Here is a 12,962-nt window from a genome sequence, read left to right as displayed (position 1 = left end):
TTCAGTCAGCAGGACCTCTAGGGGAGGGACCCACAGTGGCCGGAATGGTCTGTCCTGAGTGCGGCACGCCCGCGGGGCCCCGGGGCGCGGGATGCGCCTGCGGCGGGGTGCGGGGCACCGGGCCGGGGCAGGGCGCTTTCGAGCCACTGCGGATTCGCCCGTACGTGAACCTCCAGCCCCCGTCCGGTCCCGACGCATCCGGTACGGCCCCGGCCGCCCCCGACGGGTACGGCACGGGCCCGGCCCCGCACGCCCAGGCACCACAGGCCCCCGCCACCCCCGACGGGTACGGCACGGGCCCGGCGCCGCAGACCGAGGGCTCCCCCGGCACGCACGCCGAGGGCTCCTCCGGCACGTACGGCACAGGCCCCGGCCCGCAGGCGCAGACGCCCCGGGAGCCGACCGGCCAGGTGCCGGGCGGCCCGGCCCCCGAGGCCCGCACGGGACAGCCTCCCGCCCCGCAGGCCCCGCAGGCCCCGCCCGGCCACGCACCGCCCGGCCAGGCACCCGACCCCCGGACACCGGCCGGCCAGGACCCGCGCGTACCGGCTCAGGGCGGCGGGGTGACCGCAGGAGTGCCGCTGCCTCTGGAGGAACCGCCCGCGCGGGACGGCCGTCAGCAGGACCCGGACGTGGAGACGACGGCGCCGCTGTACCTGGGCGCGGCCCTCGCGGCGGGCGCGGCGGCGGGCCCGCAGCCGCCGGTCGCGGCGCCCGGCGTCGTACACGATCCGCACCTCGCGCACCCCCCGAACGGCCCCCACCCCCCGAACGGCCCCCACGCCCCGAACGGCCCCCACGCCCCGTACGACGCACACGCCACGTACGCCCCGCTGGACGGGGACGCGGGCGAGGACGGCACGGGCGCGTTGGACGTGACGCCCGGCCCGCGCCGGTCGCGGCGGCAGCAGGGCGGGCGGAAACGGCCGGGCGTGGTGGTCGCGGCGGTGGCGGCGGTCGTCGCGGTGATCGGCACGGCGGCGTTCGCGAGCGGCCTGTTCGACGGCGAGGAGACGTCCGACCGGGTGGCGCCGGACCCGAACCTGAGCGCGCCCCCGTGGCCGTCGGCGGACGAGAGCGGCACGCCGTCGCCGAGCACGAGCACGAGCACGAGCACCGGGACCAGCACCGGGACCAGCGCCTCGCCGGAGGAGTCCGCGTCGCCGTCCGCCGCCGAGGAGCCGTCGCCGTCCACGTCGAGCACCTCGGCGAGCCCGGCCCGGCCGGAGGCGACCGAGGTGCGGGTGACCGCGTCGGTACGGCCCCGCTCGGAGGCCCCGAGCCCCACCCGGGAGACCGGGCAGGTGAGCGGCTCGACGCTGAGCCGGGGCGACGAGGGCGAGGAGGTGCGGGAACTCCAGACGCGGCTGCGGGAGATCGGCGTCTACGACAGCGCCATGCACGGCCGCTACGACAAGAACGTGGAGCGGGCCGTCGCCAAGTACCAGCAGCGGCGCGGCATCACCGGCGACGCTCCCGGCGTGTACGGCCCGGCCACCAGGGCGGCGCTGGAGGGCGAGACGAGCGGCCGCTGAGCCACGCTGAGCCGCCGCCCGCGCCGCCGGGAGATGTGTCACAGGGGGCCGGGTGGCGCCGCACGCCCTTTGTTTTGTATCGTACAAAAACAAAGTGGTCCCGCCCGTATTCCCTGACCGGCGGGCGGGCCCACTTCGTTTGCCTTCCCGCGTCTGGAGTGCCATGCCGGCCACCGCTTCCGCCCCCGCCACCCTGACCGCCCGTGCGCTGCTGCTCGACATGGACGGCACGCTCGTGAACTCGGACGCGGTGGTGGAGCGCGTCTGGCGGCGGTGGGCGCTGCGCCACGGGCTGGACCCGGACGAGGCGATGAAGGTGGTGCACGGCCGCCAGGGGTACGCCACGATGGCGATCCTCCTCCCGGACCGCCCGATGGAGCTGAACCACGCGGAGAACCGCGAGCTGCTCGCGGAGGAGACCGCCGACCTCGACGGCGTGGTGCCCGTGCCCGGCGCGCCCGCGTTCCTGGCGTCGATCGCGGCGCTGCCGCACGCCCTGGTCACGTCGGCGGACGCCCCGCTCGCGGCGGCCCGGATGGGCGCGGCGGGGCTGCCGATGCCGCAGGTGCGGGTGACGGCCGAGTGCGTGAGCGCCAGCAAGCCGGACCCGGAGGGCTTCCTGAAGGGCGCGGCGGAACTGGGTTTCACGCCCGGGGAGTGCGTGGTGTTCGAGGACTCGGAGGCCGGTGTCACGGCCGGGCGGGCCGCCGGTATGCGGGTCGTGGGCGTGGGACCGCGCGCGGCGGCGTACGCCCCTGACCTGCACGTGGAGGACCTGACGCGGCTGCGCGTGGAGGCGGGCGCCGACGGGTCGATCCGCCTGACCGCCACGGCCTGAGCCACCGGCCGGGCGCCCCGACCGGGCGGGCCCCCGCCCAGGCGCGCACGGCCCCTGACCAGGCCGGCACGGCACCCGGCCGGCCCGGTACCCGGCCAGTCGGTCCGGCGCCGTACCGGCGGACGCCACTCGCGCCCGCCGGTCACCGTCGTACGCCCCCGTACGTCCGTACGCCCGGCTCAGCCCATCACGGCCTCGTACAGGCTGAAGCCCGCGAGGGCCAGCATCAGGCAGGCCGCGACCTTCGTGATGAGCCGCAGCGGCACGTACTTCATCAGCGTCCGCCCGCCGACGATGCCGATTCCGGCGACCGCCCACAGGGCGAGGACCGCGCCGAGGCCGACGGAGAGCGGGTTGTCGTAGCGGGCGGCGAGATTCGCGGTCATGATCTGCGTCAGGTCGCCGAACTCGGCGACGAGGATCAGCATGAAGCCCGCCCCGGAGACCTTCCAGAACGACTGGTCGGCGGGCGCCTTGATCTTCTCTTCCTCGTCGTCGTCCTTCTTCAGCAGCAGCATCGCCGCGCCCGCGAGGAACAGCACGCCGACGAACGCCTGCACCAGGCGGTGCGGCAGCAGGGTGAGGACGCTGCCGGCGGCGACGGCGAGCGCGACGTGGACGGCGAAGGCGGCGGCGACACCCGCGAAGACGTAGGAGGCGCGGTAGCGGGTGCCCAGCATGAGGCCGGCGAGGGCGGTCTTGTCGGGGAGTTCGGCGAGGAAGACGACACCGAAGGTGATCGCCATGATCGTGAAGCTCAGCACGGGCTGGATTCCTCAATCGGTTCGGGCCACCGCCGTACCGAGAGACCTTCGCTCGCGCGCCTGCGCGTTTCAGGGGTCGCTTCGGCACGGCAGAGCCATGGGTACATGGATTCTGCTGGTGCCGAAGGTCTCGCTGGCGGTCCTCTGACGAGGCCCGCCTCCGGGCGCCGGCCGGGCACGAGGCCCCGCAGTATGTCGACGGTCCGGCGAAGAGCTACTCCCCTTCTGCTCCGTCCAGGGTACGCGACCTCCGCCGGAACCCCCACAGCCGCCCGCCGGGCCCGGCCGCCCCGCCCCTCGCGCTCCCGCGTCGCCCGGCGTCCCTCTCGGCCCCGTCCCGGCGCAGCAGGCCCCGCGCGACCAGCTCCAGCACCACGGCGACCGCCACGGCCTGCACGGCCATCAGCGCGACCAGCACGAACAGCTGCACGGCCCCCGCGTGCAGCGGTGACGCCCCGCCGAGCAGCATCCCGACGAACGCGCCCGGCAGTGTGACGAGGCCCACGGTCCTGGTCTGGTCGAGGCCCGGCAGCAGGGCGTCGGCCGCCGCCCGCCGGGCGACCTCCAGGCGGGCGTCGCGCGGCAGCAGCCCGAGCGCGAGCCCGGCCTCGACCTCGCCGTGCCGGGTGGCGAGCTCGTCGAGGGCGCGGCGTCCGCCGAGGACGGTGGCGGTGAGCGCGCCGCCGATGAGAATGCCGGTCACGGGGATCAGGGCGATGCCCCGGACCGGTACGAGCCCGGTGAGCACCAGCGCCGCGACGACCGGGAGGACCGCGGCGCCGATGGGGGCGGCGGCCCACCACCAGGTGCGGCCGGAGGTGAGGCGCCGCCCGGCGGTGCGCACGGCGACGCCGTACATGACCAGCAGGAAGAGCAGCAGCAGCGGCACGGCTCCGACGACCCAGCCGATGGCCAGCGACACGGCCGCGAGCTGGACCGCCGCGCGCACCCCGGCGGTGACGGTCTCGCGGGGCGGACGCAGCCGGGCGACGGCGACGACGGCCGCGGCGGCGGCGAGCAGGACGGCGAGGACGGCACCGAGGGTGAGGTCGACCGGCAGCAGCACGGGTCAACCCTAGGACGAGACGCGGCCCCTGTCTGTCTGTCAAGAACTCGACACAGCCCTTGATGTGACGTGTTCATGTCGTCACTCTGTTACCTGGCGCCCACCCGCAGGTCACCCGGCGCCACCACCATGGCCGGGCGCGCCCACCGGGCGCGACGGCCAACACCCCCATGCACCCAGGGAGTTCGCATGTCCCGCGTCTACGCGCGTCGATTGACCCGCCGCATCACCGTGCTCGCCTCGGCGGCCGCCCTCACCGTCACGGGCCTGCTGGTCACCGCGCCCGCCGCCCAGGCGGCCCCGCCCACCCCCGTCAGCGCCGCCACCGCGCGCACGTACCTGAGCCAGCTCACGGTCAGGGCGGAAGGCTCCTCCTCCGGCTACAGCCGCGACCTGTTCCCGCACTGGATCACCCAGTACGGCACGTGCAACACCCGCGAGGTCGTCCTGAAGCGCGACGGGGTGAACGTCGTCCAGGACTCCAACTGCGCCGCCACCAGCGGCCGCTGGTACTCCGAGTACGACGGCGCCACCTGGTCGCTCGCCTCCGACCTGGACATCGACCACGTGGTCCCGCTGGCCGAGGCGTGGCGCTCGGGCGCGGCCTCCTGGACGACGACGCAGCGCCGCTCGTTCGCCAACGACCTGTCCCGCCCGCAGCTCATCGCGGTAACGGACAACGTCAACCAGGCCAAGGGCGACCAGGACCCCGCCGAGTGGATGCCCCCGCGCACCGCGTACCGCTGCACGTACGCCCGCATGTGGGTGCACGTGAAGCACTACTGGAACCTGTCGGTGGACTCGGCCGAGAAGAGCGCCCTCCAGTCGGTGCTGAACAACTGCTCCTGACGAAACGTCACTCCGCGTCGGCGGGTGCCCGACCGCGCCCACTCCGCCCCTGTTGGGCACCCGCCCCGCCCGCCCCGTGCAGCGCATCTGTTCCCGGGGCCTCATCGCGCGTAGATTGTTGTCGCGAACATGCCACCCCCCGCCCCTTTCCCCGGTGAAACGGAGTCCACATGTTCAGACGGTTCACAGCCGTCGCGCGCACGTGCACCCTCGCGGCCGCCCTGGCTCTGGGCGTGACCGCGATACCCGCCGCCTCCGCCGCCCCCGCCGTCTCCCCCGCGGCGCCCACCGCCGACCGAGGCCCCGCCACCGCCGTCGAGGAGCACCTGCGCGGCAAGGCACACTCGGCCATGAGGTCCGGTACGGAGACCGAGCCCCGCGTCAGCGTCAAGCGCCAGGCGGGCGGCTGGGCCTTCGGCACCGCCGTCCTCGCCACGGCCCCCGGCTCGTCCGAGCTGCCCCAGGGCTGGCTGTTCGTCGCGCACCGCGAGAACGGCGCGTGGAAGGTCGCCCTGGAGGGCGAGGCCGCCTTCACCGGTCTTTCCACCAGGGCGGAGCCGGTCCTGAGGGCCGCCGAGCGGCGCGCCTTCGCCGCCACCGGCGAGACCGGCACCGCCGAGGGCGGCATGACGACCCAGCTGGCCAACGGCGACTACCGCACCGGCATGGCGCTGCCCTTCGCGGTGGGCCAGACCTGGTACATGACCAGCGGCCCGCACGGCTGGTCCGGGTCCAACACGCCGTGGAGCTCCCTGGACTTCGCGGGCGGCGACCAGATCGTGCGCGCCCCGCGCGGCGGCACCGCGTACACCATGTGCAAGGGCTGGATCCGCATCGTGCACGACCGCGGTTACGCCACGGACTACTACCACCTGGTGAACAACATCTCCGTGGACGGTGCCGCCGTCGCCGCCGGCGCGTACCTCGGCTACACGGGCAACGACGTGACCTGCGGCGGCTCCTCGTCCGGCCGCCACGTCCACTTCGCGCTGCGGCAGAACGGCAACTACATCGGCATCGCGGGCCACGACTTCGGCCGCTGGCGCCCGGAGAACGGCGGCGCCGCCTACAGCGGTTCGGCCCTGCACGGCAGCCGCCGCGTCGCGGCGGGCGGTCAGCTCTACAACTACGGCGCCCTCGGCTTCACCCAGGGCATCATCGACACCAACGGCAGCGGCACGACCCTGAACAAGCGCAGCGGACCGGGTACGGGCTACGCCGTCGTGGGGACCGTCGCCGACGGCGTCACGGTCACGGTGTCCTGCTCCGGCAACGGCACCACCCACACCGGCCGGTACGGCAGCACCGCGCTGTGGAACCGCCTCTCCGACGGCACCTGGGTGAGCGACGCCTACATGTGGACGGGAGTGAACGGCCCCGTCAACGGTTACTGCTGATCCGTCGCGGCGGACGCGGGCCACGGTGAGAGCCACGGCGCGGCCCGCGCCCGCCGTCACGGCGCGCACGTACCCGAACCTGCTCAGGGTCGGCTCTGAGGACCCGCTCCCGGCACGACGTCACGGCGGAGCCGGAGGGAGATCAGGGCCACAGCAACTGCTTGGTCCACCCGGCGGGGGAGGACAGGTAGACGAGCCGGGTGTGGCGGCGCTGCTTGTCGCCCTGCCAGAACTCCACCGACTCCGGGCGCAGCGAGTACAGCGTCCAACCCGGCGCCACGAGGTCCGGCTCGCTCTTGAGCCTCGCGAGCGACGCCTCCACCTGCGCATCCCTCTCGGCCAGATCCGCGAGCGGTTGTGACTGCCGTCCGAGCAGAGCTTCCGCCCGCGCCCCCTCACCGCGGGCGAGGAAGTCCGCGGCGCACCGTTCGGGGGTCTCCCGCACCACCGGTCCGCGCACCAGGACCTGGCGCGCGAGCGGTGCCCAGTAGAAGGTCAGTGCCGCATAGGGGCGGGCGGCGAGATCGCGGCCCTTGCGGCTGCTCGCGTCCGAGGCGAACTGCCAGGCCTCGGCGCTCACGTCCTTGAGGACGAGTACGCGAGCGCTCGGATCACCGCCCGCGTCCGCCGTGGACAGCGTCATGGCATGCGGCTCCCGCACCCCGGCGCTCAACGCCGTGAGCAGCCACTCGGTGAACAGCTCGACCGGCGTGTCCGGCGCGACCGACGGGTCAAAGTCGGGAAGCTCACCGGCGAAGACCTCGATGTCCCGCAGCGTCTGACGCAGGTCGGCCGCACCGGTCACGTCCCCACTCCCTCAGCAGTGATCAACCAAGCCCGTACCGAACCTATCAACCAGTTGCCCCGCAAGGCCTTCGCAACCACCCATCGCCCCACGGACGCGGCGTCCTCACCCCCACCGCCGACGTCCGGCACCGGGGTGGCGTCAGTCCAGGGACGCGACCGTGAAGTGCCGCACCTGGAGCGGGCCCAGGAGGTACTCCTCCTCGCCCGGCAGGACCACGGGCTGGTCGCCCCAGCCCTCACCGGCGTACGCGACCAGGTCCTCCTCGCCCCGCCAGCGGCTGACGTACAGCAGCGTGTGGGGCGGCGCGGCCAGCACCTCGTGGTCCACCAGCCCCGCATAGCGCCCGGGAAACTCACGCACCGCGGAAACGATCATCTCGCGGAAGTCATCGAACCGCTCGGGCCGTACACGCGCCTCGCTCACCCTGACAATCACGCAATCACCCTGCCACACCGCCCCCTCCGGCACCGCCACCTCACCAGAACGGAGCGGCGACACCGCCAGGCACGGCACCCGGAGATGAGTACGGGGACTCAAGGGCCGCCACCCGCTACGAATGAGCCGAACGCGGCAAAGCCGGTCATAGCCCACGGCAGGCCCACGCAGGAGAGCGGTGGCCGCGCTGGCACCAATGCCCGGACGGAGGCCGGGATTCGCCTCCGCCACGTGCGCCGCCAGGCTACGAGCCCGGCGCCACCGCACCTGAGGCGTGGCCCGCATCGCGGCCAGGGAATCTCGTCGCCGAAGGCGGGACGGAGGACGATGGACGCGCGCCTAAAAACTCCTAACGGAATGGTCTTCGGAGGCCAGTGCCGTCGCTCGCTGGTGAGTATCCGACGTTGACCAGAAAGCCGCCGAGTATGCCGGTCTCTTCGAGCATGCCGCGTCGGCGGTGTAGCCCGGCGCTGGGCACCTTCCCGGCTCGGTGATCCCGTGGGGGGGGTCACGCGGGCACCGACGGCCTTTCTCGGCTGACGGTGTCGAGCAGTAGTTTCGCGGCCACTGCTGCTCCGTCGGTGCGGATGCCGTCGGCCACGGCCCGTGCCCGTGCGAGGGTCTCGGGGCCGAGGGCCGTCCCGAGTGCGGCTGACAGGGACTGGGTGGTCGGAGCCGAGCCGTCGTGTGCCGCACCGATGCCCAGGGCGGCCACCCGGCCGGCCCAGTAGGGCTGGTCCGCCGCCTGGGGCACTACCACCTGCGGCGCTCCGGCCTGGGCGGCCGTCGTCGTCGTGCCCGCTCCGCCGTGGTGCACGACGGCGGCCACCCTGCCGAACAGTGCCTGCTGATTGACCTCGCCGACGACGAAACAGTCGTCCCGGTCGTCAATCAGGGCCAGTTCGGCCCAGCCGCGGCCGACGAGTGCGCGGCGGCCGTGCACGCGGATCGCCTCGATGGACACCCGGGCGATGTCCGCGGAGACGCCGCGCATGCTGCCGTAGCCGACGAACACCGGAGGTGTGCCCGTGTCCAGGAACGCCAGCAGGTCGTCCGCCAACGGGCGTTCGTCCGGCAGGATCCACGCCCCGGTGTGCACGACGTCGAGCTCCGGGGTCTCCCGCCACGGACCCAGGACCGGGTCCGACGCCAGCCACGGCCGGTCGGTGAAGATGAAACCGTAAACGTCGTCCACCGGCGGCAGACCAACCGAGGCCCGGTGGGCGTTGAGCGCCCCGCCGTGCAGCGCGTTGAAGGTCCGGGCGTTCAGGTCCCACAGCGCCCGGTTGTCGGTCACCTCCGGCGGGAACGACTGGCCCGCCAGCAGCGCGGGGGGCGCTTGGTGCGGTGACCGCAGCAGGAACGGGCAAAAGGTCGCGTACACGTAGGGGATACCGAGTTTCTCGGCCGCCGACCGCGAGGAGAAGTGCGCGAGACCGGTCGCCAGCAGGACGTCGCATCCCTCGGCGGCTGTGGCGACCGTGCCGAACTGCGCGGCCAGCTCGGTCACACGCCGGGAGGCCGCCGATTCCGTCGACGGCGCCGTCATCGTGCCCATCGGCTCGCCGACCGCCAGCAGTTCCACGCCGGCCCTGGCCAGCAGCCGGGCGAAGACCTCGTCCGGCGGCGCACAGACCCTCACCTGAGCGCCGAGTTCCCGTAACCTCACCGCCAGCGCCACCAGCGGTTCGACATCCCCGCGCGACCCATACGTCGACAACAACACACGCACTACGCGACTCCCGTTTCTGCAGGTACTGGCCTCGGTCGGCGATTCTGCGGCCTGACGGGGGCCTTGCCGCAAGCCCCCCGGCGCGCTATACGTTGAGCACGGCAAGGAGTGGGAATCTCCTTGCCTTTGGCTTTTGCCGTCCGCGGTGAACGGACGACCGCCGATGAAGCGACGGCGTGCAGCGTAGGACGGCACGTCGGCCCAGGAGGTTCTCACCTACGCCCCGCGCTGTCCTGAAGCTCATCGCGATGTGTGGTTCAGACGTCGCCAGCGAATCAGCGCGCAGCCCAGGGTGAGAAAGGCTTGGCAGCTCGGCTGGAGCGGTTGATCGCGTTCGCTGAGCTGCCGAACACGGTGCTGCAAGTGACGCCATACGACCTGGGGGAACGCAGACCCTTTGACCTACCGGTGCGACTGGCCACGCTCCCGGATCGCTCAGTGGTTGTCTACGCGGAGTCGTCAATCCAGGGCCGCCTGGACCGGGATAGCCGGGTCGTCCAGCCCATGATGACGGCCTACCATCAGCTACAGGCCGAAGCGCCGTCGCAAACGGCATCCGTGGCCATGATCACCGAGGTACGAAAAGGCACCCTGTGACGACCGATACCCCCCGTTGGTTCAAGTCCTCGTACAGCAGCAACGGCGGTGACTGCGTCGAGGTGGCATCCAACCTCGCAACTTCCCACGGCGTGGTCCCCGTCCGCGACTCCAAGAACCCCACCGGTCCCTCCCTGCGCGTCCGCGCCCGCGCCTTCGCCGCCTTCGTCGCGGGCGTCAAGACGGGCGCCGTCTGACCAAGACCCCTGGCGGTACGCCCAGTTGGGGCGCCCTCCGTCACCGGTGACCGTCCCGTTCCCGTACCGTACGGGCGGGGTGACGGAGGGGAGGCCGGACATGGGTGCCGGACTGCGGCTCGGGCCGCTGCTGAGGTACGTGGAGTGGCCGGACGCGAGCGGTGTCGCGTACCGCCCGACGGCGACCGTGTGGGTCGAGGCCGACGGGCCGGGCACCGCCGAGGTGCGGTGCGCCGACGGCGCGGGAGGGAGCGCCCGTACGTTCCAAATAGCGGGGCACCACTACGCCCTGGTGCCGGTCACGGGCCTGACGCCCGGCACCACCACGGCGTACGAGGTGCTGCTCGACGGACAGCGCGTGTGGCCGCTGCCCGACTCGCCGTTCCCGCCGAGCACCCTCACCACGCCGGGCGCCGCGCCGGACCGGCCGCTGCGGGTCACGTTCGGGTCGTGCCGCTGGGCCGCGACGGGCGCGGTCGGCCGCCGCCCGGCCGGACCCGACGCGCTGGGCGCCCTGGGCGCGCGACTGGCCGCCGACCCGGAGGCCGTACGCCCCGACATGCTGCTCCTGCTGGGCGACCAGGTGTACGCGGACATGCCGTCCGACGCGACCAGGCAGTGGCTGGCCGGGCGCCGGGACCTGGCCGAGCCACCGGGCGAACAGGTCGCGGACTACGAGGAGTACACCCGGCTCTACCACGAGTCCTGGCTCGACCCCGAGGTCCGCTGGCTGCTCTCCACCGTGCCCAGCCTGATGATCTTCGATGACCACGACGTGATCGACGACTGGAACACCAGCGCCGAGTGGCTGGCCGGGATGCGCGGGCGGCCCTGGTGGCGCGAGCGGCTGCTGAGCGGCCTCATGTCGTACTGGGTCCACCAGCACCTGGGGAACCTCTCCCCCGCCGAACTGGCCGTCGATCCGCTGTACGCGCGGGTGCGGGCGGTGCCCGACGGTACGGCGGCCCTCCGCAGGTTCGCGGCGGAGGCGGACGCCGATCCGGCGCGCATCCGGTGGAGCTACCGGCGGGACCTGGGCCGTACCCGGCTGGTCATGGTGGACACGCGGGCGGGGCGCGTGCTGGACGAGCAGAAGCGCGCCATGCTCGGCGAGGAGGACGCCCGCTGGGTGGCCGAACAGGTGCTGGAGGGCCGCGCCGACCGGGACCACCTGCTGCTCGGCAGCTCCCTGCCGTGGCTGCTGCCGCCGCTGATCCACGACGCCGAACGGTGGAACGCCGCACTGTGCCGGGGCGAGCGGGGCGAGCGCTGGGCGCGGCGGGGCGAGTGGATGCGCCGCCGGTCGGACCTGGAGCACTGGGCGGCGTTCCCGGAGTCGTACGCCTGGCTTTCGGGGCTGCTGGCGGAGGCGGCCGGCGGGCCTGACGCCCCGGCGACGGTGGCGGTCCTGTCGGGGGACGTGCACCACGCGTACGCGGCCGAGCCCGTGCTGCCCGGCGCGGCGTCGCGGGTGCTGCAACTGACGTGCTCGCCGATCCACCAGCGCATCCCGTACGCGTTGAGGCTCGGGTTCCGGTTCGGCTGGAGCCGCGCGGGGCGGTGGCTGGGGCGGGCGCTGGCCCGGCACGGGCGGGTGGGCGCGATCGAGACCGGCTGGTCGCGCACGGGCGGGCCGTGGTTCGGCAACCACCTGATGACGCTCACGCTCGACGGGCGGTCGGCGCGGCTGGAGCTGGAGCGGGCGCGCCGGGGCGGGCGCCTGGTGACGGAGCACGAGCGCGTGTGGGGTTAGCGCGGGCGGGTGGACCCGTGCGGGGTCGGCGCGTGTGAGGTCGGGGCTGGCGGGGTTGGCGCGGACAGGTTGGCGCGGCTGGGGTCGAGTTTCGGCCATTGAGCGGCCGCTGGGGTCACGCGCTGGACGTGGGGCGGGCGGCTGAGGGGCGCGCGGAACCGGTCGCGCGCTCCGGTCGCGTACGGCTTGCCCGGCGTCCGCCACCGCTGCCGCCTGCGGTTCCGCGGCTTCGCTGAGGGTGTGCCGCCACATGGGGGCCGGTTGCCCGGGTATCTCCATGCGACTGAATGTTGAACTTGCAAGTAATGCTTAGGGATGCCTAACGTGGGGCCGCATCGGTTCTGTCCCCAGCCGAAGGAGCCCCCCATGTCCTCGATCACCAGCCGCCTCCAGCAGTTCCAGCCGTACGCGCTGGCCCTCTTCCGGGTCGTCATCGGCCTGCTGTTCCTCTGCCACGGCGCCGCCAAGCTGTTCGGCGTCCTCGGCGGCGCGGACGGCTCGGGCGCGACGGTCCCCGCCGGCACCTGGCCGTTCTGGTACGGGGCGGTGATCGAGGTGGTCGGCGGGGCGCTGCTCATCGTCGGCCTGGGCACCCGCGCGGCGGCGTTCGTGTCGTCGGGCGCCATGGCGTACGCGTACTTCAAGATGCACCAGCCGTCGGGCCTGCTCCCGATGGAGAACGGCGGCGAGGCCGCGGCCCTGTTCTGCTGGGCGCTGTTCCTGCTGGTCTTCACCGGTCCGGGCGCGCTGGCGCTGGACGGCCTGTTCGGTTCCGGGCGCCGCGAGGGCACGGAGAGCGCGCGCGGACGCGCGACGGTGGCCGCGTAACCTGCCGGGCGCCTGGCCGGGCCGGGTACGGGCGGACGTAACCTGCCTGGCCCCTGGCCGGCCGGTACGAGCGCGGGCGGCGGCTTGTTTGCCGCGCGGGCGGGCGCTTGCTCGCCGCGCGCGCGAGTGGCCCCGGAGCGCGGGGCGTGTTCCGCGCCTCGGC

At 73.7% G+C, this 12,962-nt stretch carries 13 protein-coding genes; 8 read left to right on the top strand and 5 right to left on the bottom strand.

Annotation, left to right across the window (positions count from 1 at the left end):
- Positions 1-164 precede the first annotated feature (164 nt).
- Positions 165-1,535, top strand: coding sequence for a peptidoglycan-binding domain-containing protein (locus tag J116_RS20385; protein ID WP_023588921.1), 1,371 nt, complete (start codon positions 165-167; stop codon positions 1,533-1,535).
- A 163-nt stretch (positions 1,536-1,698) separates the two neighbouring features.
- On the top strand, positions 1,699-2,373 hold the full coding sequence (locus tag J116_RS20380) for an HAD-IA family hydrolase (RefSeq protein WP_023588920.1): 675 nt from the start codon (positions 1,699-1,701) through the stop codon (positions 2,371-2,373).
- Between the two features lie 179 nt (positions 2,374-2,552).
- Here the strand turns inward: J116_RS20380 and J116_RS20375 are convergent, their stop codons facing one another.
- On the bottom strand, positions 2,553-3,137 hold the full coding sequence (locus J116_RS20375) for a TMEM165/GDT1 family protein (RefSeq protein WP_023588919.1): 585 nt from the start codon (positions 3,135-3,137) through the stop codon (positions 2,553-2,555).
- Between the two features lie 214 nt (positions 3,138-3,351).
- Positions 3,352-4,203 carry an ABC transporter permease gene (locus tag J116_RS20370; RefSeq protein WP_023588918.1) on the bottom strand — a complete coding sequence of 284 codons (852 nt, stop codon included), beginning with the start codon at positions 4,201-4,203 and terminating at the stop codon, positions 3,352-3,354.
- A 189-nt stretch (positions 4,204-4,392) separates the two neighbouring features.
- Between J116_RS20370 and J116_RS20365 the strand changes: the two genes are divergently transcribed.
- Positions 4,393-5,052, top strand: coding sequence for an HNH endonuclease family protein (locus tag J116_RS20365; RefSeq protein WP_028964314.1), 660 nt, complete (start codon positions 4,393-4,395; stop codon positions 5,050-5,052).
- 170 nt (positions 5,053-5,222) lie between these two features.
- Positions 5,223-6,449 (top strand): peptidoglycan DD-metalloendopeptidase family protein, encoded by a 1,227-nt coding sequence (locus J116_RS20360; protein WP_023588916.1) that lies wholly within the window; start codon positions 5,223-5,225, stop codon positions 6,447-6,449.
- A gap of 142 nt (positions 6,450-6,591) precedes the next feature.
- Here J116_RS20360 and J116_RS20355 read toward each other — a convergent pair whose 3' ends face one another.
- The 3 genes from J116_RS20355 to J116_RS20345 form a co-directional block, all read right to left on the bottom strand.
- Entirely contained in the window at positions 6,592-7,254 is a 663-nt protein-coding gene (locus tag J116_RS20355; protein WP_023588915.1) for a pyridoxine/pyridoxamine 5'-phosphate oxidase, read from the bottom strand.
- A 141-nt stretch (positions 7,255-7,395) separates the two neighbouring features.
- Positions 7,396-7,692: an antibiotic biosynthesis monooxygenase gene (locus tag J116_RS20350; protein ID WP_235617368.1), complete on the bottom strand. Its 297-nt coding sequence runs from the start codon at positions 7,690-7,692 to the stop codon at positions 7,396-7,398.
- A 508-nt stretch (positions 7,693-8,200) separates the two neighbouring features.
- On the bottom strand, positions 8,201-9,424 hold the full coding sequence (locus J116_RS20345) for a glycosyltransferase (protein ID WP_028964312.1): 1,224 nt from the start codon (positions 9,422-9,424) through the stop codon (positions 8,201-8,203).
- A gap of 252 nt (positions 9,425-9,676) precedes the next feature.
- Here J116_RS20345 and J116_RS20340 point away from each other — a divergent pair, with 252 nt between their 5' ends.
- From J116_RS20340 to J116_RS20325, 4 genes are all read left to right on the top strand, one after another.
- The gene (locus J116_RS20340; protein ID WP_268810597.1) at positions 9,677-10,021 is read left to right on the top strand and encodes a Scr1 family TA system antitoxin-like transcriptional regulator; all 345 of its coding nucleotides are present in this window, start codon (positions 9,677-9,679) and stop codon (positions 10,019-10,021) included.
- Positions 10,018-10,218: a DUF397 domain-containing protein gene (locus J116_RS20335; RefSeq protein WP_023588911.1), complete on the top strand. Its 201-nt coding sequence runs from the start codon at positions 10,018-10,020 to the stop codon at positions 10,216-10,218. The genes J116_RS20340 and J116_RS20335 overlap by 4 nt, the downstream gene beginning before the upstream one ends.
- Positions 10,219-10,318: 100 nt before the next feature.
- Positions 10,319-11,971, top strand: a complete 1,653-nt coding sequence (locus tag J116_RS20330; RefSeq protein WP_023588910.1) for an alkaline phosphatase D family protein — start codon at positions 10,319-10,321, stop codon at positions 11,969-11,971.
- A gap of 375 nt (positions 11,972-12,346) precedes the next feature.
- Positions 12,347-12,799 carry a DoxX family protein gene (locus tag J116_RS20325; RefSeq protein ID WP_028964311.1) on the top strand — a complete coding sequence of 151 codons (453 nt, stop codon included), beginning with the start codon at positions 12,347-12,349 and terminating at the stop codon, positions 12,797-12,799.
- Positions 12,800-12,962 lie beyond the last annotated feature (163 nt).

Source organism: Streptomyces thermolilacinus SPC6, from assembly GCF_000478605.2.
Lineage (GTDB): Bacteria > Actinomycetota > Actinomycetes > Streptomycetales > Streptomycetaceae > Streptomyces > Streptomyces thermolilacinus.
Note: the sequence above shows the minus strand (reverse complement) of the source record. Positions and strands in the feature narration are given on the sequence as shown.